The 20,625-nt window shown below is 55.2% G+C and carries 34 protein-coding genes; all 34 read left to right on the top strand.

The annotated features are described in order from the left end of the window. Positions 1-97: 97 nt before the first annotated feature. Positions 98-469: a 30S ribosomal protein S12 gene (gene rpsL, locus KI237_RS27285; protein ID WP_003186084.1), complete on the top strand. Its 372-nt coding sequence runs from the start codon at positions 98-100 to the stop codon at positions 467-469. A gap of 102 nt (positions 470-571) precedes the next feature. Beyond that, entirely contained in the window at positions 572-1,042 is a 471-nt protein-coding gene (gene rpsG, locus KI237_RS27280; protein WP_003186074.1) for a 30S ribosomal protein S7, read from the top strand. Positions 1,043-1,072: 30 nt separating this feature from the next. Continuing rightward, entirely contained in the window at positions 1,073-3,178 is a 2,106-nt protein-coding gene (gene fusA / locus KI237_RS27275; protein ID WP_212797808.1) for an elongation factor G, read from the top strand. A gap of 30 nt (positions 3,179-3,208) precedes the next feature. Further along, complete coding sequence (tuf, locus tag KI237_RS27270; RefSeq protein ID WP_003186071.1) at positions 3,209-4,402, top strand: elongation factor Tu; 1,194 nt, start codon at positions 3,209-3,211, stop codon at positions 4,400-4,402. A gap of 157 nt (positions 4,403-4,559) precedes the next feature. Beyond that, positions 4,560-4,871, top strand: coding sequence for a 30S ribosomal protein S10 (gene rpsJ / locus KI237_RS27265; RefSeq protein WP_003186070.1), 312 nt, complete (start codon positions 4,560-4,562; stop codon positions 4,869-4,871). Positions 4,872-4,951: 80 nt separating this feature from the next. Beyond that, the gene (rplC, locus tag KI237_RS27260) at positions 4,952-5,587 is read left to right on the top strand and encodes a 50S ribosomal protein L3 (RefSeq protein WP_003186059.1); all 636 of its coding nucleotides are present in this window, start codon (positions 4,952-4,954) and stop codon (positions 5,585-5,587) included. 12 nt (positions 5,588-5,599) lie between these two features. Beyond that, positions 5,600-6,202: a 50S ribosomal protein L4 gene (rplD, locus tag KI237_RS27255; RefSeq protein ID WP_003186057.1), complete on the top strand. Its 603-nt coding sequence runs from the start codon at positions 5,600-5,602 to the stop codon at positions 6,200-6,202. After that, positions 6,199-6,498, top strand: a complete 300-nt coding sequence (rplW, locus tag KI237_RS27250; RefSeq protein ID WP_002555488.1) for a 50S ribosomal protein L23 — start codon at positions 6,199-6,201, stop codon at positions 6,496-6,498. The genes rplD and rplW overlap by 4 nt, the downstream gene beginning before the upstream one ends. Positions 6,499-6,512: 14 nt before the next feature. Further along, a complete protein-coding gene (gene rplB, locus KI237_RS27245) occupies positions 6,513-7,337 on the top strand; it encodes a 50S ribosomal protein L2 (RefSeq protein WP_003186055.1) in 825 nt (274 codons plus the stop codon). Positions 7,338-7,353: 16 nt separating this feature from the next. Then, entirely contained in the window at positions 7,354-7,629 is a 276-nt protein-coding gene (rpsS, locus tag KI237_RS27240) for a 30S ribosomal protein S19 (RefSeq protein ID WP_002555486.1), read from the top strand. Between the two features lie 11 nt (positions 7,630-7,640). Further along, complete coding sequence (rplV, locus tag KI237_RS27235) at positions 7,641-7,973, top strand: 50S ribosomal protein L22 (RefSeq protein WP_003103908.1); 333 nt, start codon at positions 7,641-7,643, stop codon at positions 7,971-7,973. Positions 7,974-7,986: 13 nt separating this feature from the next. Continuing rightward, the gene (gene rpsC, locus KI237_RS27230; RefSeq protein WP_003176422.1) at positions 7,987-8,673 is read left to right on the top strand and encodes a 30S ribosomal protein S3; all 687 of its coding nucleotides are present in this window, start codon (positions 7,987-7,989) and stop codon (positions 8,671-8,673) included. A gap of 12 nt (positions 8,674-8,685) precedes the next feature. Next, a complete protein-coding gene (rplP, locus tag KI237_RS27225) occupies positions 8,686-9,099 on the top strand; it encodes a 50S ribosomal protein L16 (RefSeq protein WP_003186052.1) in 414 nt (137 codons plus the stop codon). Next, positions 9,099-9,290 carry a 50S ribosomal protein L29 gene (rpmC, locus tag KI237_RS27220; protein WP_002555481.1) on the top strand — a complete coding sequence of 64 codons (192 nt, stop codon included), beginning with the start codon at positions 9,099-9,101 and terminating at the stop codon, positions 9,288-9,290. Before rplP ends, rpmC begins: the two co-directional genes overlap by 1 nt. 2 nt (positions 9,291-9,292) lie before the next feature. After that, entirely contained in the window at positions 9,293-9,559 is a 267-nt protein-coding gene (rpsQ, locus tag KI237_RS27215) for a 30S ribosomal protein S17 (RefSeq protein WP_003176419.1), read from the top strand. Between the two features lie 23 nt (positions 9,560-9,582). After that, positions 9,583-9,951 (top strand): 50S ribosomal protein L14, encoded by a 369-nt coding sequence (gene rplN, locus KI237_RS27210; RefSeq protein ID WP_002555479.1) that lies wholly within the window; start codon positions 9,583-9,585, stop codon positions 9,949-9,951. Positions 9,952-9,962: 11 nt separating this feature from the next. After that, positions 9,963-10,277: a 50S ribosomal protein L24 gene (rplX, locus tag KI237_RS27205; RefSeq protein WP_003186046.1), complete on the top strand. Its 315-nt coding sequence runs from the start codon at positions 9,963-9,965 to the stop codon at positions 10,275-10,277. A 20-nt stretch (positions 10,278-10,297) separates the two neighbouring features. Beyond that, entirely contained in the window at positions 10,298-10,837 is a 540-nt protein-coding gene (rplE, locus tag KI237_RS27200) for a 50S ribosomal protein L5 (protein ID WP_003186044.1), read from the top strand. A gap of 13 nt (positions 10,838-10,850) precedes the next feature. Next, entirely contained in the window at positions 10,851-11,156 is a 306-nt protein-coding gene (rpsN, locus tag KI237_RS27195; protein ID WP_003186042.1) for a 30S ribosomal protein S14, read from the top strand. A gap of 210 nt (positions 11,157-11,366) precedes the next feature. Further along, on the top strand, positions 11,367-11,759 hold the full coding sequence (rpsH, locus tag KI237_RS27190) for a 30S ribosomal protein S8 (protein ID WP_003186040.1): 393 nt from the start codon (positions 11,367-11,369) through the stop codon (positions 11,757-11,759). Positions 11,760-11,771: 12 nt separating this feature from the next. Beyond that, entirely contained in the window at positions 11,772-12,305 is a 534-nt protein-coding gene (rplF, locus tag KI237_RS27185) for a 50S ribosomal protein L6 (protein ID WP_003186039.1), read from the top strand. Between the two features lie 10 nt (positions 12,306-12,315). Next, a complete protein-coding gene (rplR, locus tag KI237_RS27180; protein ID WP_003186037.1) occupies positions 12,316-12,666 on the top strand; it encodes a 50S ribosomal protein L18 in 351 nt (116 codons plus the stop codon). Between the two features lie 3 nt (positions 12,667-12,669). Continuing rightward, entirely contained in the window at positions 12,670-13,170 is a 501-nt protein-coding gene (gene rpsE / locus KI237_RS27175) for a 30S ribosomal protein S5 (protein ID WP_003186035.1), read from the top strand. Positions 13,171-13,172: 2 nt separating this feature from the next. Further along, complete coding sequence (rpmD, locus tag KI237_RS27170) at positions 13,173-13,349, top strand: 50S ribosomal protein L30 (RefSeq protein WP_010438202.1); 177 nt, start codon at positions 13,173-13,175, stop codon at positions 13,347-13,349. A gap of 3 nt (positions 13,350-13,352) precedes the next feature. Then, positions 13,353-13,790: a 50S ribosomal protein L15 gene (gene rplO / locus KI237_RS27165; RefSeq protein WP_003186032.1), complete on the top strand. Its 438-nt coding sequence runs from the start codon at positions 13,353-13,355 to the stop codon at positions 13,788-13,790. Next, a complete protein-coding gene (gene secY, locus KI237_RS27160; RefSeq protein ID WP_003186029.1) occupies positions 13,791-15,119 on the top strand; it encodes a preprotein translocase subunit SecY in 1,329 nt (442 codons plus the stop codon). Positions 15,120-15,149: 30 nt separating this feature from the next. Continuing rightward, the gene (rpmJ, locus tag KI237_RS27155) at positions 15,150-15,266 is read left to right on the top strand and encodes a 50S ribosomal protein L36 (RefSeq protein ID WP_002555468.1); all 117 of its coding nucleotides are present in this window, start codon (positions 15,150-15,152) and stop codon (positions 15,264-15,266) included. Positions 15,267-15,396: 130 nt separating this feature from the next. Beyond that, positions 15,397-15,753 (top strand): 30S ribosomal protein S13, encoded by a 357-nt coding sequence (rpsM, locus tag KI237_RS27150; protein WP_003186020.1) that lies wholly within the window; start codon positions 15,397-15,399, stop codon positions 15,751-15,753. A 30-nt stretch (positions 15,754-15,783) separates the two neighbouring features. Continuing rightward, positions 15,784-16,173, top strand: coding sequence for a 30S ribosomal protein S11 (gene rpsK, locus KI237_RS27145; protein WP_002555466.1), 390 nt, complete (start codon positions 15,784-15,786; stop codon positions 16,171-16,173). A gap of 18 nt (positions 16,174-16,191) precedes the next feature. Continuing rightward, positions 16,192-16,812, top strand: coding sequence for a 30S ribosomal protein S4 (gene rpsD / locus KI237_RS27140; protein ID WP_003176404.1), 621 nt, complete (start codon positions 16,192-16,194; stop codon positions 16,810-16,812). A 22-nt stretch (positions 16,813-16,834) separates the two neighbouring features. Continuing rightward, a complete protein-coding gene (locus KI237_RS27135; RefSeq protein ID WP_003186012.1) occupies positions 16,835-17,836 on the top strand; it encodes a DNA-directed RNA polymerase subunit alpha in 1,002 nt (333 codons plus the stop codon). 42 nt (positions 17,837-17,878) lie between these two features. Further along, complete coding sequence (gene rplQ / locus KI237_RS27130) at positions 17,879-18,265, top strand: 50S ribosomal protein L17 (RefSeq protein ID WP_003176402.1); 387 nt, start codon at positions 17,879-17,881, stop codon at positions 18,263-18,265. A 237-nt stretch (positions 18,266-18,502) separates the two neighbouring features. Continuing rightward, entirely contained in the window at positions 18,503-19,951 is a 1,449-nt protein-coding gene (locus KI237_RS27125) for a catalase (protein WP_212797807.1), read from the top strand. Between the two features lie 158 nt (positions 19,952-20,109). Beyond that, complete coding sequence (bfr, locus tag KI237_RS27120; protein ID WP_058543338.1) at positions 20,110-20,574, top strand: bacterioferritin; 465 nt, start codon at positions 20,110-20,112, stop codon at positions 20,572-20,574. The last annotated feature ends 51 nt before the right edge of the window (positions 20,575-20,625 follow it).

Genomic DNA, 20,625 nt, shown 5'->3' with positions numbered 1-20,625 from the left:
TAGAATCTTGATCCCCTAAATTTGGCGGGAATTCGTTCCTGCCATTTTGCTTTTCTTGTAAGACAATAGCGTCGCAAGACAACAGTGGAGCTAGTAGATGGCAACTATCAACCAGCTGGTACGTCAGCCGCGTAAGCGTATCGTCGAGAAATCCGACGTGCCTGCGCTGCAGAACTGCCCGCAACGTCGTGGCGTATGCACCCGTGTGTATACCACCACGCCGAAAAAACCTAACTCGGCACTGCGTAAAGTATGCCGTGTGCGTCTGACCAACGGTTTCGAGGTTTCCTCGTACATCGGCGGTGAAGGCCACAACCTGCAAGAGCACAGCGTGGTCCTGATCCGCGGCGGTCGTGTAAAAGACTTGCCAGGTGTTCGTTACCACACCGTTCGCGGTTCTTTGGATACCTCCGGCGTTAAAGGTCGTAACCAGGGTCGCTCGAAGTACGGTACCAAGCGTCCGAAATAATCGGCCGTTTTACAGTTTTTCATTTTATTGAGTCGATAAGAGTAAGGTCGGGCACGCATTAGCTGTCCCGGGCTAACCTGAAGACCGTTTGAGGGCTTATCAATGCCAAGACGTCGCGTAGCAGCCAAACGTGAGATTCTGGACGATCCGAAATACGGAAGCCAGATTCTCGCCAAGTTCATGAACCACGTAATGGAAAGCGGCAAGAAAGCCGTTGCCGAGCGTATCGTTTATGGCGCACTGGACAAAGTTAAGGAACGCAAGAACAGCGATCCCCTGGAAATCTTCGAGAAAGCTCTCGACGCCATCGCTCCGCTGGTCGAAGTGAAGTCGCGCCGTGTAGGCGGTGCTACTTACCAGGTTCCGGTCGAAGTTCGTCCGTCCCGTCGTAACGCCCTGGCAATGCGCTGGTTGGTAGACTTCGCCCGCAAGCGCGGCGAGAAGTCTATGGCTCTGCGTTTGGCTGGCGAACTGTTGGACGCTGCTGAAGGTAAAGGTGCTGCAGTTAAGAAGCGTGAAGACGTGCACCGTATGGCTGAAGCCAACAAGGCTTTCTCGCACTACCGCTTCTAATTTTAGCGTCACTCAATTTGCGAGGGCTTTATGGCTCGTACTACACCGATTAACCGCTACCGTAACATCGGTATCGTCGCTCACGTGGATGCTGGTAAAACCACCACCACCGAGCGCGTCCTTTTTTACACCGGCAAAAGTCACAAGATGGGCGAGGTGCATGACGGCGCCGCGACCACCGACTGGATGGTGCAGGAGCAGGAGCGTGGTATTACCATTACTTCTGCTGCCATTACCGCCTTCTGGAAGGGTTCCGAGAAGCAGTACAAGGATGAGCACCGCTTCAACGTTATCGACACCCCGGGTCACGTAGACTTCACTATTGAAGTTGAACGTTCCCTGCGTGTACTCGACGGCGCTGTGGTTGTGTTCTGCGGCACCTCGGGTGTTGAGCCTCAGTCGGAAACCGTATGGCGTCAGGCCAACAAATACGGCGTTCCACGTCTTGTTTATGTGAACAAGATGGACCGTGCTGGCGCCAACTTCCTGCGCGTGATCGCTCAGATCAAGCAGCGTCTGGGTCACACTCCGGTGCCGATCCAGCTGGCTATCGGTTCCGAAGACAACTTCCAGGGTCAGATCGATCTGATCAACATGCAAGCGGTCTACTGGAATGATGCTGACAAGGGTATGGTTCCTGTTCGCAAGGACATCCCTGCAGAGTTGCTGGAAGAAGCCGAGAAGTGGCGTGGCAACATGGTTGAGGCTGCGGCCGAAGCCAACGAAGAGCTGATGAACAAGTACCTCGAGGGTGAAGAGCTCACCAACGAGGAAATCAAGGCTGCTCTGCGTCAGCGTACTATCGCTGGTGAGATCGTCCTGGCTGTTTGCGGTTCTTCCTTCAAGAACAAGGGTGTTCCCCTGGTTCTCGACGCCGTTATCGACTTCCTGCCTGCGCCAACCGACATTCCAGCCATCAAGGGTACCGACCCGGATGACGAGACTGTCGAGCTGGAGCGTCATGCAGACGACAACGAGCCGTTCTCGGCTCTGGCGTTCAAGATCGCTACCGACCCATTCGTGGGTACCTTGACCTTTGTCCGTGTTTACTCGGGCGTGTTGAACTCCGGCGACGGCGTGATCAACTCGGTAAAAGGCAAGAAAGAGCGCGTTGGTCGTATGGTGCAAATGCACGCAAACGCCCGCGAAGAGATCAAGGAAGTGCGCGCTGGCGACATCGCGGCCTTGATCGGCATGAAGGATGTCACCACTGGTGAGACTTTGTGCAACGGCGACAAGCCAATCATCCTGGTTCGCATGGACTTCCCGGAGCCGGTTATTTCGGTTGCCGTTGAGCCAAAAACCAAGGACGACCAGGAAAAAATGGGTATCGCTCTGGGCAAGCTTGCTCAGGAAGACCCGTCTTTCCGCGTCAAGACTGATGAAGAGACTGGTCAAACGATCATCTCTGGCATGGGCGAGCTGCACCTGGACATCCTGGTTGACCGGATGCGCCGTGAGTTCAACGTCGAAGCCAACATCGGTAAGCCTCAGGTTTCCTATCGTGAGCGCATCACGAAGAACTGTGAAATCGAAGGTAAGTTCGTTCGCCAGTCCGGCGGTCGTGGCCAGTTCGGCCACTGCTGGATCCGTTTTGCTCCTGCTGACGAAGGTCAGGAAGGTCTGCAATTCGTGAACGAAGTCGTAGGTGGTGTGGTTCCTAAGGAATACATCCCGGCGATCCAGAAGGGTATCGAAGAGCAGATGAAGAACGGCGTTGTTGCCGGCTATCCGCTGATCGGCCTGAAGGCGACCGTGTTCGATGGTTCTTACCATGACGTCGACTCCAACGAGATGGCGTTTAAGGTGGCTGCTTCCATGGCTACCAAGCAACTGGCCCAGAAGGGCGGTGGTGAGTTGCTTGAGCCAATCATGGCGGTAGAGGTCGTTACGCCTGAAGACTACATGGGTGATGTCATGGGCGACCTTAACCGTCGTCGTGGCATGATTCTGGGTATGGAAGATACGGTTTCCGGCAAGGTAATTCGTGCTGAGGTTCCGTTGGGTGAAATGTTCGGTTACGCGACCGACGTTCGTTCCATGTCTCAGGGTCGCGCAAGCTACTCTATGGAATTCAAAAAATACAATACAGCTCCGTCGCATATCGTCGAGACTGTTACCAAAAAACAAGGCTGATTCAGTCCTTTAGGCAAGGAGTTAATTGTCGTGGCTAAAGAAAAATTTGATCGTTCCCTACCGCACGTCAACGTTGGCACCATTGGTCACGTTGACCATGGTAAAACCACTCTGACTGCTGCTCTGACTCGCGTCTGCTCCGAAGTTTTCGGTTCGGCCGTTGTCGCTTTCGACAAAATCGACAGCGCCCCGGAAGAAAAGGCTCGTGGTATCACCATCAACACCGCGCACGTTGAGTACAACTCTTCGATTCGTCACTACGCTCACGTTGACTGCCCAGGTCACGCTGACTACGTGAAGAACATGATCACCGGTGCTGCCCAGATGGACGGCGCGATCCTGGTTTGCTCGGCTGCTGATGGTCCGATGCCACAAACCCGTGAACACATCCTGCTGTCCCGTCAGGTAGGCGTTCCGTACATCGTTGTCTTCCTGAACAAGGCTGACATGGTTGACGACGCTGAGCTGCTGGAACTGGTTGAGATGGAAGTGCGCGACCTGCTGAGCACTTACGACTTCCCGGGTGACGACACTCCGATCATCATCGGTTCGGCTCTGATGGCTCTGAACGGCCAAGACGACAACGAAATGGGTACCACCGCTGTTAAGCGTCTGGTAGAAACTCTGGACAGCTACATCCCAGAGCCAGTTCGTGTTATCGACAAGCCATTCCTGATGCCAATCGAAGACGTGTTCTCGATCTCGGGTCGCGGTACTGTTGTAACTGGCCGTATCGAGCGCGGTATCGTCAAGGTTCAGGATCCACTGGAAATCGTTGGTCTGCGTGACACCACCGTCACCACCTGCACCGGTGTTGAAATGTTCCGTAAGCTGCTCGACGAAGGTCGTGCTGGCGAGAACTGCGGCGTTCTGCTGCGTGGTACCAAGCGTGACGACGTTGAGCGTGGCCAGGTTCTGGTCAAGCCAGGTTCGGTTAAGCCGCACACCAAGTTCGAAGCTGAAGTGTACGTTCTGAGCAAAGAAGAAGGCGGTCGTCACACTCCGTTCTTCAAAGGCTACCGTCCACAGTTCTACTTCCGGACCACTGACGTGACCGGTAACTGCGAACTGCCGGAAGGCGTTGAAATGGTAATGCCAGGCGACAACATCAAAATGGTTGTCACCTTGATCAAAACCATCGCGATGGAAGACGGTCTGCGTTTCGCTATCCGTGAAGGCGGTCGTACCGTCGGCGCTGGCGTCGTAGCCAAAATCATCGAGTAAGCTCTTTTTAGAGTCAGCTTTGATGAGTTGAAAAAGCCTCCGCTTAGCGGGGGCTTTTTTATTGGGTTGACACCTATCGGGGGCGTCTATAGAATTGCGCCTCCTTTTAACGGGCGTATTGCGCCCGGTGGGAATAGCAGCCGGAGTCTGAAATCCAATGCAAAATCAGCAAATCCGTATCAGGTTGAAGGCTTTTGACCATCGCCTGATCGACCAATCCACCCAGGAAATCGTGGAAACCGCGAAACGTACTGGTGCTCAAGTGCGTGGTCCAATTCCACTGCCTACCCGTAAAGAGCGGTTCACCGTTCTGGTCTCCCCGCACGTCAACAAAGACGCGCGTGACCAGTACGAGATCCGTACTCATAAGCGCGTTCTGGACATCGTCCAGCCAACGGATAAAACCGTTGATGCACTTATGAAGCTTGATCTTGCGGCCGGTGTGGAAGTGCAGATCAGCCTCGGCTAAGACTCGGTCTTAGTCGTGTAACGCTCTGAAATGGGCGGCCATAGCGGGTGAAAGCCCCGTACACTCATGAGGTTTACAACATGACTATTGGTGTAGTCGGTCGTAAATGCGGTATGACCCGTATTTTCACCGAAGAAGGTGTCTCCATTCCGGTCACGGTCATTGAGATCGAGCCGAATCGCGTCACCCAGTTCAAAACTGAAGAGACCGATGGCTATCGTGCAGTGCAAGTCACTGTCGGCGAGCGTCGCGCTTCGCGTGTAACAGCAGCTCAGGCTGGCCACTTCGCCAAGGCGAACGTTGCCGCTGGTCGTACCGTAATGGAATTCCGTCTTGAAGAAGGCGAGTACCAGGCCGGCGATCTGATCAACGCTGAAATCTTCGCCGCTGGTCAACTGGTTGATGTAACCGGTCAGTCCAAGGGTAAAGGCTTCCAGGGTACGATCAAGCGTTGGAACTTCCGCGGGCAAGATAACACCCACGGTAACTCCGTATCCCACCGCGTTCCAGGCTCTATCGGCCAGTGCCAGACTCCTGGTCGTGTATTCAAGGGCAAAAAAATGTCCGGTCATATGGGCGCTGAGCGCGTGACCGTGCAGTCCCTCGAAGTAGTGCGCGTGGACGCTGAACGCAATCTGTTGTTGGTCAAGGGCGCTGTTCCTGGCGCTACTGGCGGCAACTTGGTTGTACGTCCAGCAGCCAAGGCTCGCGGTTAAGGGGAAGCTGACATGCAATTAAATGTAAATGACGCTCAAGCGATCGAAGTTTCCGAACTGACATTTGGCGGCGAATTCAACGAGACGCTGGTTCACCAAGCAGTCGTGGCCTACATGGCTGGCGGCCGTCAAGGTAGCAAGCAGCAAAAGACCCGTTCCGACGTTTCCGGTGGCGGCAAGCGCCCATGGCGTCAGAAAGGTACTGGCCGTGCTCGTGCCGGTACTATCCGTAGCCCAATCTGGCGTGGCGGCGGTACGACTTTCGCAGCTCGTCCTCAGGATCACTCCCAGAAGCTGAACAAGAAGATGTATCGCGCAGCAATGCGTTCCATCCTTGCTGAGCTGGTGCGTACTGATCGTCTGGTCGTGGTTCAGGACTTCGCTGTTGAAGCACCGAAAACCAAAGATCTGCTGAACAAGCTGAACGGCATGGGCCTGACTGACGTCCTGATCGTGTCTGACGCTGTTGATCAGAACCTGTACCTGGCTGCTCGCAACCTGCCACACGTCGACGTTCGTGACGTGCAGGGTTCCGATCCGGTCAGTCTGATCGCATACGACAAGGTGTTGATCACCGTGTCGGCCGTGAAGAAATTCGAGGAGCTGCTGGGATGAACCAGGAACGCGTATTTAAAGTTCTGCTTGGCCCGCACGTTTCCGAGAAGGCTACGGTTCTGGCAGACAAGAAAGGCCAGTTCGTTTTCAAGGTTGCTACCGACGCAACCAAGCTGGAAATCAAGAAGGCCGTCGAAAGCCTGTTCAGCGTGAAAGTAGAGCGCGTGACGACCCTGAATGTTCTGGGTAAAAGCAAGCGCACTGCTCGCGGTCTGGGCAAGCGTAATGACTGGAAGAAGGCAGTTATCTCCCTTCAGCCAGGCCAAGATCTCGATTTCAGCAGCAGTGCTGAGTAAGGAAGGGGTGCATCATGGCAATCGTTAAATGCAAACCGACTTCCCCTGGCCGCCGTTTTGTGGTCAAGGTGGTCAACCAGGAGCTGCATAAAGGCGCTCCTCACGCACCGCTGCTCGAGAAAAAATCGAAGTCTGGTGGTCGTAACAACAATGGCCGTATTACCACTCGTCACATCGGTGGTGGTCATAAGCAGCATTATCGTCTGGTCGACTTCCGTCGCAACGACAAGGATGGCATCGCTGCCACCGTCGAGCGTATCGAATACGATCCAAACCGTACTGCTCACATCGCTCTGCTGCTGTACGCAGATGGCGAGCGTCGCTACATCATCGCCCCTAAAGGCGTGAGTGCTGGCGACCAGCTGATCGCAGGTGCCCTGGCACCGATCAAGCCGGGCAACGCTCTGCAACTGCGTAACATTCCAGTTGGTAGCACCGTACACGGCATCGAATTGAAGCCAGGTAAAGGCGCACAGATCGCTCGTTCCGCTGGTGCTTCGGCTCAGCTGATCGCTCGTGAAGGTGTCTACGTGACCCTGCGTCTGCGTTCTGGTGAGATGCGTAAAGTACTGGCTGAATGCCGTGCGACCCTGGGCGAAGTCTCGAACTCCGAGCACAGCCTGCGTTCGTTGGGTAAAGCTGGTGCCAAGCGCTGGCGTGGCGTTCGCCCAACCGTTCGTGGTGTTGCCATGAACCCGGTTGACCACCCACATGGTGGTGGTGAAGGTCGTACCTCTGGTGGTCGTCATCCGGTATCGCCATGGGGCTTCCCGACTAAGGGCGCGAAGACTCGTGGTAATAAGCGTACCGACAAAATGATCGTCCGTCGTCGCAAGTAAATAGAGGGATACGACAGTGCCACGTTCTCTGAAAAAAGGTCCTTTTATTGATCTTCACCTACTGAAGAAGATCGAAGTGGCGGCGGAAAAGAACGATCGCAAACCAGTTAAGACCTGGTCGCGTCGTTCGATGATCCTGCCACAAATGGTCGGTTTGACCATCGCAGTACACAACGGTCGCCAACACGTCCCAGTTCTCGTGAACGAAGACATGGTCGGCCACAAACTGGGCGAGTTCGCCGGTACCCGCACTTATCGCGGGCACGTGGCAGACAAGAAAGCCAAGCGTTAAGGGGTTAGGAAATGGAAGTAGCCGCTAAGTTGTCGGGCGCTCGAATCTCCGCCCAGAAAGCCCGCTTGGTCGCCGACCAGATCCGCGGGAAGAAGGTGGGCGAAGCGCTCAACCTGTTGGCTTTCAGCAGTAAGAAAGCCGCCGAGATCATGAAGAAAGTGCTGGAGTCGGCCGTAGCCAACGCCGAGCATAACGAAGGCGCAGACGTTGATGACCTGAAGGTCAGCACCGTTTTCGTCAACGAAGGGCGTTCGCTGAAGCGCATCATGCCACGTGCCAAAGGCCGTGCTGATCGCATCGTCAAGCGGTCTTGCCATATCACTGTCAAGGTTGCTGACAAGTAACGGAGTCGAAGAGATGGGTCAGAAAGTACATCCCATTGGCATTCGCCTGGGAATCGTCAAGGAGCACACCTCCGTCTGGTACGCAGACGGTCGGACTTATGCGGACTACTTGTTCGCTGATCTGAAGGTGCGTGAGTATCTCCAAGACAAACTAAAAAGCGCGTCCGTAAGCCGTATCGATATCCATCGTCCGGCGCAGACTGCACGTATCACCATCCACACCGCTCGTCCAGGTATCGTTATCGGGAAGAAAGGTGAAGATGTTGAGAAGCTGCGTCAGGACCTGACCAAGCAAATGGGTGTGCCTGTGCACATCAATATCGAAGAGATCCGCAAGCCGGAGCTCGACGGTATGCTGGTTGCGCAGAGCGTAGCTCAGCAGCTGGAGCGTCGCGTAATGTTCCGTCGCGCTATGAAGCGCGCTGTACAGAACGCAATGCGCATTGGTGCCAAAGGCATCAAAATCCAAGTGAGCGGTCGTCTCGGCGGTGCTGAAATCGCACGTACTGAATGGTATCGCGAAGGTCGTGTGCCACTGCACACCCTGCGTGCCGACATCGACTATGCCAACTACGAAGCTCACACCACCTACGGTGTGATCGGTGTAAAGGTTTGGATCTTCAAAGGCGAAGTAATTGGTGGTCGCCAAGAAGAACTGAAGCCACAAGCACCAGCGCCTCGTAAAAAAGCTGCTAAGTAAGGGGTACGCCAAATGTTGCAACCAAAGCGTACGAAGTTCCGCAAGCAAATGACCGGTCACAACCGTGGCCTGGCATTGCGCGGTAGCAAAGTCAGCTTCGGCGAGTTCGCGCTGAAGTCTGTTGCTCGTGGTCGTCTCACCGCTCGTCAGATCGAGTCAGCGCGTCGTGCTCTGACCCGTCACGTAAAACGTGGCGGCAAGATCTGGATCCGTGTATTCCCGGACAAGCCTGTCACCAAGAAGCCACTCGAAGTTCGGATGGGTAAAGGTAAGGGTAACGTGGAGTACTGGGTTGCCCAGATTCAGCCAGGTAAAGTCCTGTATGAAATCGAGGGTGTTTCTGAAGAGCTGGCGCGTGAGGCTTTCGCCCTGGCTGCTGCAAAGCTGCCGCTCGCCACCTCCTTTGTTAAACGGACGGTGATGTGATGAAAGCGAATGAACTTCGTGAAAAATCAGCACAGCAGCTGAACGAGCAACTGCTCGGCCTGCTGCGCGACCAGTTCAATCTGCGTATGCAGAAAGCAACTGGCCAGTTGGGGCAGTCTCATCTGCTCTCGCAAGTTAAGCGTGACATCGCTCGCGTGAAAACTGTGCTCAACCAGCAGGCAGGTAAGTAATCATGGCTGAAGCCGAAAAAACTGTCCGTACGCTGACTGGCCGTGTTGTCAGCGACAAGATGGACAAAACCATCACCGTTCTGATCGAGCGTCGCGTTAAGCACCCGATCTACGGTAAATACGTTAAGCGTTCGACTAAGCTGCACGCGCACGACGAAACCAATCAGTGCCACATCGGCGACAAAGTCACTATTCGTGAAACTCGTCCTTTGGCCAAGACCAAGTCTTGGGCGCTGGTTGATGTTCTCGAACGCGCTGTGGAAGTCTAAGGACTAGGGGTCGGAGAAATTATATGATTCAGACTCAATCCATGCTCGATGTGGCCGATAACAGCGGCGCTCGCCGTGTTATGTGCATCAAGGTGCTGGGTGGCTCCCATCGTCGTTACGCTGGTATCGGTGACATCATCAAAGTTACCGTCAAGGAAGCAATTCCTCGCGGTAAGGTGAAAAAAGGCCAAGTGATGACTGCTGTTGTAGTCCGCACTCGCCATGGCGTCCGTCGTGCTGACGGCTCCATCATCCGCTTTGATGGCAACGCTGCTGTTCTGTTGAACAACAAGCAAGAGCCGATCGGCACCCGTATCTTTGGGCCAGTGACCCGTGAACTTCGTACTGAGAAGTTCATGAAGATCGTCTCGCTCGCCCCAGAAGTGCTGTAAGGAGATCCGACATGCAAAAGATTCGTCGTGACGACGAGATCATCGTGATCGCCGGCAAAGACAAAGGTAAGCGCGGTAAGGTGCTGAAGGTTCTTGCTGACAACCGTCTGGTTGTTGGTGGTCTGAACCTGGTCAAGCGTCATACCAAGCCTAACCCGATGTCGGGCGTACAGGGCGGTATCGTCGAGAAAGAAGCGCCACTGCACGCTTCCAACGTCGCCATCTTCAACGGCGAAACCAACAAGGCTGACCGCGTTGGTTTCAAAGTAGAAGACGGTAAGAAAATTCGTGTCTTCAAGTCGACCCAAAAAGCGGTTGATGCTTGAACACTGCTAGGTAGAAGACCATGGCACGACTAAAAGAGATTTACCGGAAGGAAATCGCACCGAAACTTAAGGAAGAACTTAAGCTTTCGAACGTGATGGAAGTTCCGCGCGTTACCAAAATCACCCTGAACATGGGTCTGGGCGAAGCGATCGGCGACAAAAAAGTCATCGAGCACGCTGTTGCTGACCTGGAAAAGATCACCGGTCAGAAAGTCGTTGTGACTTACGCTCGGAAATCCATCGCTGGCTTTAAAGTCCGTGAAGGTTGGCCGATCGGCGTCAAAGTGACCCTGCGCCGTGAGCGTATGTACGAGTTCCTGGATCGTCTGCTGTCGATCTCCCTGCCTCGGGTTCGCGACTTCCGCGGCCTGAATGCCAAGTCCTTCGATGGTCGTGGCAACTACAGCATGGGCGTTAAAGAGCAGATCATTTTCCCGGAAATCGATTACGACAAGATCGATGCTCTCCGCGGTCTGGACATTACCCTGACCACCACTGCTCGGACGGATGACGAAGGTCGCGCACTGCTGCGCGCTTTCAAATTCCCGTTCCGCAACTGATTGGAGTAGGAAAATGGCCAAGAAGAGCATGAAGAACCGTGAGCTGAAGCGTCAGCTCACCGTTGCCAAGTACGCCACCAAGCGTGCAGCGCTGAAAGCTATCATCGTTGATCTGAACGCAAGTCCAGAAGCGCGTTGGGAAGCTACCGTAGCCCTGCAGAAGCAGCCACGTGATGCAAGCGCCTCGCGCATGCGTAACCGCTGCCGCCTGACTGGTCGTCCGCACGGCGTGTACCGCAAGTTCGGCCTCGGCCGTAACATGCTGCGTCAAGCTGCAATGCGTGGTGACGTTCCAGGTCTGGTTAAAGCCAGCTGGTAAGCACTGTCAAAGTCGCGACGTTCGGGATCGCAAGATCCTGACCGTCGGTGACCTTGAACTTGAATCAAGCCCCTATTGGGGCTTGATTCATTTGTGGGGTGTGTCTAGAATACCCGGCTCGCCTGAGCCCGTGTTTTTATTGCACGGATGCGCTCGGCGACACGTACTAGCCGAAAGGCTAATTTTTTGTGTATTAGGAGCGTCTAGCCCATGAGTATGCAGGACCCGTTAGCGGACATGCTAACTCGTATCCGTAATGCCCAGATGGCTGAAAAGTCCGTCGTAAGCATGCCATCTTCTACTTTGAAGGTAGCTGTTGCCAAAGTCCTGAAGGACGAAGGTTACATTGCGGGTTATCAGATCAGCAGCGAAATCAAACCTCTGCTGTCCATCGAGCTGAAGTACTTCGAAGGCCGTCCGGTCATCGAGGAAGTGAAGCGCGTTAGCCGTCCAGGCCTGCGTCAGTACAAGTCCGTCGATGATCTGCCAAAAGTTCGTGGCGGTCTCGGTGTGTCTATCGTCTCCACCAACAAAGGTGTGATGACGGATCGTGCTGCGCGCGCTGCCGGTGTCGGCGGCGAAGTTCTTTGCACTGTGTTCTAAGGGGGGATAAGCATGTCACGCGTCGCTAAGAACCCCGTTAAGCTGCCAGCCGGTGTCGAAGTCAAATTCGCAGGCCAACAGCTTTCGGTGAAGGGTGCCAAGGGCACTCTGCAACTGAACATCCATTCGTCCGTTGAGATCGTTGAAGAAGCTGGTGAGCTGCGTTTCGCTGCTCGCAATGGCGATCAACAGACTCGCGCAATGGCTGGTACCACTCGTGCGTTGGTAAACAACATGGTCCAAGGCGTAAGCCAAGGCTTCGAGCGCAAGCTCCAGCTGGTCGGTGTTGGTTACAAAGCGCAAGCAAAAGGCACAGTGCTGAACCTGGCTCTTGGCTTCTCGCACCCAGTGGATTATGAACTGCCGGAAGGCATCACCGCTGAGACTCCTAGCCAGACCGATATCCTGATCAAGGGCATCGACAAGCAGCTGGTAGGTCAAGTGGCCGCCGAGATCCGCGACTTCCGTCCACCAGAGCCGTACAAAGGCAAAGGTGTGCGCTACGCGGACGAAGTCGTCCGTCGTAAAGAAGCCAAGAAGAAGTAGGGCATAGCAAATGACCGACAAAAAAGTTACTCGACTGCGTCGCGCTCGCAAAGCACGCCTGAAAATGCACGAACTCGAAGTCGTGCGTCTCTGCGTGTTCCGCTCGTCGCAGCACATCTACGCCCAGGTCATTTCGGCCGACGGCAACAAAGTCCTGGCAAGTGCCTCGACTTTGGATAAAGAACTGCGTGATGGCGCCACTGGCAACATCGACGCGGCCACTAAGGTTGGCCAGCTGGTCGCTACGCGTGCAAAAGCCGCTGGCGTCTCGCAGGTGGCTTTCGACCGCTCTGGCTTCAAGTACCACGGCCGCGTCAAGGCGCTGGCTGATGCTGCTCGTGAAGCTGGGCTGGAGTTCTAAGTTATGTCAAATAACGACCAAAAGCGCGACGAAGGCTACATCGAGAAGCTGGTTCAAGTTAACCGCGTAGCCAAAACCGTTAAAGGCGGCCGTATCTTCACTTTCACTGCGTTGACCGTAGTGGGTGATGGTAAAGGCCGTGTTGGCTTCGGCCGTGGCAAGTCGCGTGAAGTGCCTGCTGCGATCCAGAAGGCAATGGAAGCTGCTCGCCGCAACATGATCCAGGTTGATCTGAACGGCACCACTCTGCAGTACGCAATGAAGTCTGCCCATGGCGCTTCGAAGGTGTACATGCAGCCTGCTTCTGAAGGTACCGGTATCATCGCTGGCGGCGCTATGCGTGCTGTCCTCGAAGTTGCTGGCGTTCAGAACGTTCTGGCCAAGTGCTACGGCTCGACTAACCCGGTAAACGTGGTCCACGCCACTTTCAAGGGTTTGAAAGCAATGCAGTCTCCTGAATCCATTGCCGCCAAGCGTGGCAAAAGCGTCAAGGAGATCTTCTGATCATGGCTACCGTAAAAGTTACGCTGATCAAAAGCATGACCGGCCGCATCCCTAACCACAGATTGTGCGTTAAGGGTTTGGGTCTGCGTCGCATCGGTCACACTGTAGAAGTCCTGGATACTCCCGAGAATCGCGGGATGATCAACAAGGCTTACTACATGCTGCGTGTCGAGGGTTAATCGATGAAACTCAATGATCTGAGTCCAGCGCCGGGTTCCCGTCGCGAAAAGCATCGTCCGGGCCGTGGTATCGGTAGTGGTTTGGGCAAGACCGGTGGCCGTGGCCACAAAGGTCAGACCTCCCGCTCCGGTGGCACCATTGCTCCAGGCTTTGAAGGCGGTCAACAGCCGCTGCATCGTCGCCTGCCGAAGTTCGGTTTCGTTTCCCTGAAAGCCATGGACCGCGCAGAAGTGCGTCTGTCCGAGCTGGCCAAAGTGGACGGCGATATCGTCACCGTGCAGTCCCTGAAGGATGCCAACGTGATCAACCAGAACGTTCAGCGTGTGAAAATCATGCTGTCGGGCGAAGTTGCTCGTGCTGTCACCATCGGAAAGGGAATCGGCGCCACCAAAGGTGCGCGTGCGGCTATCGAAGCAGCTGGCGGCAAGTTCGAGGAATAAATGGCTAAGCAAGGTGCTCTCTCTGCGCTCGGCAAAGGCGGTATGTCTGAACTCTGGGCTCGTCTGCGTTTTCTGTTCCTGGCGATTATCGTCTACCGAATAGGCGCACACATCCCGGTTCCAGGTATCAACCCGGACCGACTCGCGGACCTGTTTCGACAGAATGAGGGGACCATTCTTAGCTTGTTCAACATGTTTTCCGGCGGCGCGCTGGAGCGGATGAGCATCTTTGCACTGGGGATCATGCCGTACATTTCGGCATCGATCATCATGCAATTGATGAGCGCCGTCAGCCCGCAACTGGAGCAGTTGAAGAAGGAAGGTGAAGCTGGCCGTCGCAAGATCAGCCAGTACACCCGCTACGGCACTGTCGTCCTCGCTCTCGTTCAAGCCATTGGCATGTCCATCGGCTTGGCGGGGCAGGGCGTTTCGTTCACTGCTGACTTCAGCTTTCATTTCGTTGCGGTAACCACTTTTGTGGCGGGCGCGATGTTCATGATGTGGCTGGGTGAGCAGATTACTGAGCGTGGTGTTGGCAACGGTATCTCGATGTTGATCTTCGCAGGTATCGTCGCCGGTCTTCCGAGAGCGATCGGGCAGTCTTTCGAGTCTGCGCGTCAGGGTGATATCAACATTTTCGCCCTGGTTGCCATCGGTCTGCTGGCAGTAGCGATTATCGGTTTCGTGGTGTTCATTGAGCGTGGTCAGCGTCGTATTGCTGTTCACTACGCCAAGCGTCAGCAGGGCCGCAAGGTGTTTGCTGCGCAGACTAGCCACTTGCCGTTGAAGGTGAACATGGCCGGCGTAATTCCGGCTATTTTCGCGAGCAGCATCCTGCTGTTCCCGGCTTCGTTGGGTGCCTGGTTCGGCCAGTCTGAAGGTATGGGCTGGTTGCAGGACATCTCGCAGTCGATCGCTCCTGGTCAGCCGTTGAATATTCTGCTGTTTAGTGCAGGGATTATTTTCTTCTGCTTCTTCTATACGGCGTTGATGTTCAATCCGAAAGACGTAGCGGAAAACCTGAAGAAGTCCGGTGCCTTTATTCCGGGCATCCGTCCAGGTGAGCAGTCTGCGCGCTACATTGATGGCGTTCTGACTCGCTTGACCATGTTCGGTGCTCTTTACATGACGGCCGTCTGTCTGTTGCCCCAGTTCCTGGTGGTTGCGGCAAACGTACCGTTCTACCTTGGCGGGACCTCGTTGCTGATCGTGGTCGTGGTTGTGATGGACTTCATGTCCCAAGTACAATCGCACCTCGTTTCGCACCAGTACGAATCCCTGATGAAGAAAGCCAACCTGAAGGGCTACGGCAGCGGCATGTTGCGCTGAGTAGCGTCCATAAGGTTCGAGGAGTTGGTGATGAAAGTTCGTGCATCGGTGAAAAAGCTGTGCCGCAACTGCAAGATTATTCGCCGCGAAGGTGTTGTTCGGGTAATTTGCAGCGCGGAACCGCGTCACAAACAGCGCCAAGGCTGAGTGTGATTGTGCTTTAAGCCCGGCAGCTAGTGCGCTGCCGGGTTGATTATTTGTTATTACAGCGATATTATCTCGCGCCCTATTTCTTGGCTTCCGGGGCGTAGGTAGCTGTCAATTGGAGTCCCACTGAATGGCCCGTATTGCAGGCGTCAACATTCCAGATAACAAGCATACTGTTATCTCGCTGACCTACATCTATGGTGTTGGTCGCACTACTGCACAGAAAATTTGTGCAGTGACTGGGGTCAACCCAGCGGCAAAGATCAAAGATCTGAGCGACGAGCAGATTGAACAGCTGCGTGGCGAAGTGGCGAAGTTCACCACTGAAGGTGACCTGCGTCGCGAAATCAACATGAAAATCAAGCGCTTGATGGACCTCGGTTGCTATCGCGGTCTGCGTCATCGTCGTGGTCTGCCAGTACGCGGTCAGCGTACCAAGACCAACGCGCGTACCCGTAAAGGTCCGCGTAAGCCGATCCGCAAGTAATCGCCCCAGCGAATCGACAGGAATTTAATCATGGCAAAACCTGCTGCTCGTCCTCGTAAAAAAGTTAAAAAGACAGTGGTTGATGGCATCGCCCACATCCATGCTTCTTTTAACAACACCATCGTGACCATTACCGACCGTCAAGGTAACGCTCTTTCCTGGGCTACCTCCGGTGGTTCGGGTTTCCGCGGTTCCCGCAAGTCCACCCCGTTCGCTGCTCAAGTAGCTGCTGAACGTGCTGGTCAAGCTGCGCTGGAATACGGCCTGAAAAACCTCGACGTCAACGTCAAGGGGCCAGGTCCAGGTCGTGAATCCGCAGTCCGCGCTTTGAACGGCTGTGGCTACAAGATCGCCAGCATCACCGACGTGACGCCAATCCCGCACAACGGGTGCCGTCCGCCGAAGAAGCGCCGCGTGTAATCCAGGAGATTGTAAAGAATGGCTCGTTACATTGGTCCAAAATGCAAACTCGCTCGTCGCGAAGGCACCGATCTTTTTCTGAAGAGCGGCGTGCGCGCGATCGAATCGAAGTGCAACATTGAAGCAGCACCTGGTATCCACGGCCAACGCCGCGGCCGCCAGTCCGACTACGGCACCCAACTGCGTGAAAAGCAGAAGGTCCGTCGTATCTACGGCGTTCTCGAGCGTCAATTCAGCGGCTACTACAAAGAAGCTGCTGGCAAGAAAGGCGCAACCGGCGAAAACCTGTTGCAACTGCTCGAATGCCGTCTGGACAACGTTGTATACCGTATGGGTTTCGGTTCTACTCGTGCCGAATCTCGTCAGCTGGTATCGCACAAGTCGATCAGCGTTAACGGTCAGACCGTAAACGTTCCGTCCTACCAGGTTCGTGCTGGTGACGTGGTTGCTGTTCGCGAGAAAGCAAAGAACCAACTTCGCATTGTCCAAGCTCTCGATCTGTGTGCCCAACGTGGCCGCGTAGAATGGGTAGAAGTAGACACTGAGAAGAAGTCGGGCGTTTTCAAGAACGTTCCTGCTCGCAGTGATCTGTCCGCCGACATCAACGAAAGCCTGATTGTCGAGCTCTACTCCAAGTAAGGGCTAGAAAATAGGTGCATCCATGCAGATTTCGGTAAATGAGTTCCTGACACCCCGCCATATTGATGTGCAGGTTGTCAGTCCAACCCGCGCCAAGATCACACTCGAGCCTCTCGAGCGTGGTTTCGGCCACACCCTGGGCAACGCGCTGCGCCGCATCCTGTTGTCCTCAATGCCCGGCTGTGCAGTAGTCGAGGCCGAGATTGACGGTGTGCTCCATGAGTACAGCGCCATCGAAGGTGTACAGGAAGACGTAATTGAAATCCTGTTGAACCTTAAAGGTCTGGCTATCAAGCTGCACGGTCGTGACGAAGTTACGCTGACCTTGTCGAAGAAGGGTTCGGGGGTGGTTACCGCTGCCGATATTCAGCTGGATCATGATGTCGAGATCGTTAACCCCGATCACGTAATCGCTAACCTGGCGTCTAACGGCGCCCTGAACATGAAGCTCACCGTAGCTCGTGGTCGTGGTTATGAACCGGCAGACTCGCGTCAGAGCGATGAAGACGAAAGCCGCAGCATCGGTCGCTTGCAGCTTGACTCTTCGTTCAGCCCGGTTCGCCGTATCGCATACGTGGTGGAAAACGCCCGTGTCGAACAGCGTACCAACCTGGACAAGCTGGTTATTGATCTGGAAACCAACGGTACCCTGGATCCTGAAGAGGCTATCCGCCGCGCTGCAACCATCCTGCAACAGCAGTTGGCTGCGTTCGTCGACCTCAAAGGTGACAGTGAGCCAGTGGTTGTTGAGCAGGAAGACGAGATCGATCCGATCCTGCTTCGCCCGGTTGACGATCTGGAACTGACTGTACGTTCGGCTAACTGCCTTAAGGCGGAAAACATCTACTACATCGGCGACCTGATTCAGCGTACCGAAGTAGAGCTGTTGAAGACTCCGAACCTTGGCAAGAAATCCTTGACTGAAATCAAGGACGTTCTGGCCTCCCGCGGTCTGTCCCTCGGCATGCGCCTCGACAACTGGCCGCCTGCAAGTCTTAAGAAGGACGACAAGGCGACTGCCTGATCGTCGTAATCACCGAACGTTGTGTTTGGTAAGGAATGAACCATGCGTCATCGTAAAAGTGGTCGTCACCTGAGCCGCACCAGCTCGCACCGCAAGGCCATGTTTCAAAACATGGCGGTGTCGCTGTTCGAGCACGAGCTGATCAAAACTACACTGCCGAAAGCCAAAGAACTGCGTCGCGTTGCTGAGCCGCTGATCACTCTGGCCAAGACAGATAGCCTGGCTAACCGCCGTCTGGCTTTCGACCGTACTCGTTCGAAAGCTATCGTTGGTAAGCTCTTCAACGACCTGGGCAAGCGCTACGCTACCCGTGAGGGTGGCTACCTGCGCATCCTCAAGTGCGGTTTCCGCGCTGGCGACAACGCGCCTATGGCGTACGTCGAGTTGGTTGATCGTGCTACTGCCGGCGAAGCTGTAAGCGCCGAGTAAGACGACAGTCTGTAACGAAGAACCGGGCCCAGTGCCCGGTTTTTTGTGGGCGTAAGAATGCTCTATTCGTACAAGTTTTAGCTGGACGTCGGTGGCACTATCGGTGCGGGGGTTGTTGGTAGATATTTTCTATGGATGTCCGCAATTTAATGAATTTGTCGGCGTCATGGTTGTTGATCGATACTCCCTTCCAGCCGATTAGCCGGCAGTTCAAAGACCGACCTAGGAAGATTGAGCATGAGCCAGACCAAAACGCTTACGACCGCCAGCGGCGCGCCAGTCGCCGATAACCAGAACTCTCGTTCCGCCGGCCCGCGCGGCCCATTGCTGCTCGACGACTTTCACCTGATCGAGAAGCTCGCTCACTTCAACCGCGAAAACATCCCCGAGCGCCGTGTGCACGCCAAAGGCTCGGGCGCCTACGGTACATTCACCGTCACCCGGGATATTACCCAGTACACCAGCGCCAAGCTGTTCGAATCCGTTGGCAAGCAGACGCCCACCTTCCTGCGGTTCTCCACTGTGGGCGGCGAGCGTGGTTCGGCCGACACTGAACGCGATCCGCGCGGTTTCGCCCTGAAGTTCTACACCGAGGAAGGCAACTGGGACATCGTTGGCAACAATACGCCGGTATTCTTCATCCGTGATCCATTGAAGTTTCCAGACTTCATCCACACCCAGAAACGTCTTGCGCAAAGCAACCTGAAAAGCGCCCAGGCGATGTGGGATTTCTGGTCGCATTCGCCAGAGGCGTTGCACCAGGTCACCATTCTGTTTTCCGATCGCGGTATTCCGGATGGCTACCGCCACATGCACGGCTTCGGTAGCCACACCTACAGCCTGATCAGCGCACAGGGTGAGCGCCACTGGGTGAAGTGGCACTACAAGACCCAGCAAGGGATCAAGAACCTTGCGCCGGCAGAGGCTGCACGTTTGGCGGGGACGGACCCGGATTACGCCCAGCGTGACTTGTTCAACGCCATTGAGCGCGGTGACTTCCCGAAATGGAGCGTTTGCATCCAGATCATGAGCGAGGCCCAGGCCGCAGCGCATTACGAGAATCCGTTCGACGTGACCAAGACCTGGTCGCAGAAAGAGTTTCCGTTGATCGAAGTCGGCGTGCTCGAGCTCAACCGTAACCCGCTGAATTACTTTGCTGAAGTCGAGCAGGCGGCGTTTGGCCCTAGCAACATGGTGCCAGGGGTGGGGCTGTCGCCGGACCGCATGCTGCAGGGCCGTGTCTTCGCTTACGCTGATGCGCACCGCTACCGTGTGGGCACCAATCACCAGCAATTGCCGGTGAATGCGCCGCGCAGTCCGGTCAATACCTACCAGCGCGACGGAGCCATGGCGTTTGGCAGCAATGGCGGGGCGGCACCGAACTACGAGCCTAACAGCTACGTGGAATCGCCGAAGCAGGCCCCGCGTTATGCGGAGCCAGCACTGGCCCTCAGTGGTGCGGCGGACCGTTACGATCATCGCGAAGACACCGACTACTACAGCCACGCTGGTGCGCTGTTCCGCTTGATGAGCGATGAGCAAAAGGCGCTGTTGATCAGCAACATCGCCGGTGCGATGGGCGGTGTGTCGGCAGATGTGGTTGACCGTCAGTTGCAGCATTTCTTCAAGGCCGATGTTGCCTATGGAGAGGGCATCGCAAAAGCCTTGGGTGTAGCGCTTAACTAAGTCTAAACGAGAAGCAGAACCGCCCTCATTAGGGCGGTTTTTGCGTTATTTAACCTGGTTTTCTCGGATTTTCTTCGCTTTTGTTGCGTTGAGGCAGTGACCTTGCGGTCCGCTTGGTTCAAACTACAACCTTTAAAAGCTTGTGGAGATGTAGGGCGATGCAAGGTCACCCAGACGTAATCGATTACCTCAACACGTTGCTGACAGGCGAACTGGCAGCCCGTGATCAATATTTCATCCATTCGCGGATGTACGAGGATTGGGGTTTTACCGAGCTCTACGAACGTATTAACCACGAGATGGAAGAAGAGACGCAGCACGCCGATGCGCTGATGCGCCGGATCCTGATGCTCGAAGGCACGCCACGCATGCGCGCCGATGACCTGGACGTCGGTACCACCGTGCCCGACATGCTCGCCGCCGACTTGCGCCTGGAATACAAAGTCCGCGCAGCGCTGTGCAAAGGCATCGAGCTCTGCGAGCAGCACAACGACTACGTGACCCGCGAGATCCTGCGGATCCAGCTCAACGACACCGAAGAAGACCACACCTACTGGCTGGAGAAGCAGTTGGGCCTGATCAAGCTGGTCGGGTTGGAAAACTACCTGCAGTCGCAGTTCTGATGTATTTATTGTGGGAGCGAGCTTGCTCCCGATAGCGGTATATCAGTCACG

The sequence above is a fragment of the Pseudomonas sp. St316 genome (assembly GCF_018325905.1).
In the GTDB taxonomy this organism is placed as follows: Bacteria; Pseudomonadota; Gammaproteobacteria; order Pseudomonadales; family Pseudomonadaceae; genus Aquipseudomonas.
This window is presented reverse-complemented; position numbering and strand designations above follow the sequence as displayed.

Coding starts and splice junctions, on each gene's coding strand:
- rpsL (WP_003186084.1), top strand. CDS start 98: ATGGCAACTATCAACCAGCTGGTACGTCAGCCGCGTAAGCGTATCGTC.
- rpsG (WP_003186074.1), top strand. CDS start 572: ATGCCAAGACGTCGCGTAGCAGCCAAACGTGAGATTCTGGACGATCCG.
- fusA (WP_212797808.1), top strand. CDS start 1,073: ATGGCTCGTACTACACCGATTAACCGCTACCGTAACATCGGTATCGTC.
- rpsJ (WP_003186070.1), top strand. CDS start 4,560: ATGCAAAATCAGCAAATCCGTATCAGGTTGAAGGCTTTTGACCATCGC.
- rplC (WP_003186059.1), top strand. CDS start 4,952: ATGACTATTGGTGTAGTCGGTCGTAAATGCGGTATGACCCGTATTTTC.
- rplD (WP_003186057.1), top strand. CDS start 5,600: ATGCAATTAAATGTAAATGACGCTCAAGCGATCGAAGTTTCCGAACTG.
- rplW (WP_002555488.1), top strand. CDS start 6,199: ATGAACCAGGAACGCGTATTTAAAGTTCTGCTTGGCCCGCACGTTTCC.
- rplB (WP_003186055.1), top strand. CDS start 6,513: ATGGCAATCGTTAAATGCAAACCGACTTCCCCTGGCCGCCGTTTTGTG.
- rplV (WP_003103908.1), top strand. CDS start 7,641: ATGGAAGTAGCCGCTAAGTTGTCGGGCGCTCGAATCTCCGCCCAGAAA.
- rpsC (WP_003176422.1), top strand. CDS start 7,987: ATGGGTCAGAAAGTACATCCCATTGGCATTCGCCTGGGAATCGTCAAG.
- rplP (WP_003186052.1), top strand. CDS start 8,686: ATGTTGCAACCAAAGCGTACGAAGTTCCGCAAGCAAATGACCGGTCAC.
- rpmC (WP_002555481.1), top strand. CDS start 9,099: ATGAAAGCGAATGAACTTCGTGAAAAATCAGCACAGCAGCTGAACGAG.
- rpsQ (WP_003176419.1), top strand. CDS start 9,293: ATGGCTGAAGCCGAAAAAACTGTCCGTACGCTGACTGGCCGTGTTGTC.
- rplN (WP_002555479.1), top strand. CDS start 9,583: ATGATTCAGACTCAATCCATGCTCGATGTGGCCGATAACAGCGGCGCT.
- rplX (WP_003186046.1), top strand. CDS start 9,963: ATGCAAAAGATTCGTCGTGACGACGAGATCATCGTGATCGCCGGCAAA.
- rplE (WP_003186044.1), top strand. CDS start 10,298: ATGGCACGACTAAAAGAGATTTACCGGAAGGAAATCGCACCGAAACTT.
- rpsN (WP_003186042.1), top strand. CDS start 10,851: ATGGCCAAGAAGAGCATGAAGAACCGTGAGCTGAAGCGTCAGCTCACC.
- rpsH (WP_003186040.1), top strand. CDS start 11,367: ATGAGTATGCAGGACCCGTTAGCGGACATGCTAACTCGTATCCGTAAT.
- rplF (WP_003186039.1), top strand. CDS start 11,772: ATGTCACGCGTCGCTAAGAACCCCGTTAAGCTGCCAGCCGGTGTCGAA.
- rplR (WP_003186037.1), top strand. CDS start 12,316: ATGACCGACAAAAAAGTTACTCGACTGCGTCGCGCTCGCAAAGCACGC.
- rpsE (WP_003186035.1), top strand. CDS start 12,670: ATGTCAAATAACGACCAAAAGCGCGACGAAGGCTACATCGAGAAGCTG.
- rpmD (WP_010438202.1), top strand. CDS start 13,173: ATGGCTACCGTAAAAGTTACGCTGATCAAAAGCATGACCGGCCGCATC.
- rplO (WP_003186032.1), top strand. CDS start 13,353: ATGAAACTCAATGATCTGAGTCCAGCGCCGGGTTCCCGTCGCGAAAAG.
- secY (WP_003186029.1), top strand. CDS start 13,791: ATGGCTAAGCAAGGTGCTCTCTCTGCGCTCGGCAAAGGCGGTATGTCT.
- rpmJ (WP_002555468.1), top strand. CDS start 15,150: ATGAAAGTTCGTGCATCGGTGAAAAAGCTGTGCCGCAACTGCAAGATT.
- rpsM (WP_003186020.1), top strand. CDS start 15,397: ATGGCCCGTATTGCAGGCGTCAACATTCCAGATAACAAGCATACTGTT.
- rpsK (WP_002555466.1), top strand. CDS start 15,784: ATGGCAAAACCTGCTGCTCGTCCTCGTAAAAAAGTTAAAAAGACAGTG.
- rpsD (WP_003176404.1), top strand. CDS start 16,192: ATGGCTCGTTACATTGGTCCAAAATGCAAACTCGCTCGTCGCGAAGGC.
- KI237_RS27135 (WP_003186012.1), top strand. CDS start 16,835: ATGCAGATTTCGGTAAATGAGTTCCTGACACCCCGCCATATTGATGTG.
- rplQ (WP_003176402.1), top strand. CDS start 17,879: ATGCGTCATCGTAAAAGTGGTCGTCACCTGAGCCGCACCAGCTCGCAC.
- KI237_RS27125 (WP_212797807.1), top strand. CDS start 18,503: ATGAGCCAGACCAAAACGCTTACGACCGCCAGCGGCGCGCCAGTCGCC.
- bfr (WP_058543338.1), top strand. CDS start 20,110: ATGCAAGGTCACCCAGACGTAATCGATTACCTCAACACGTTGCTGACA.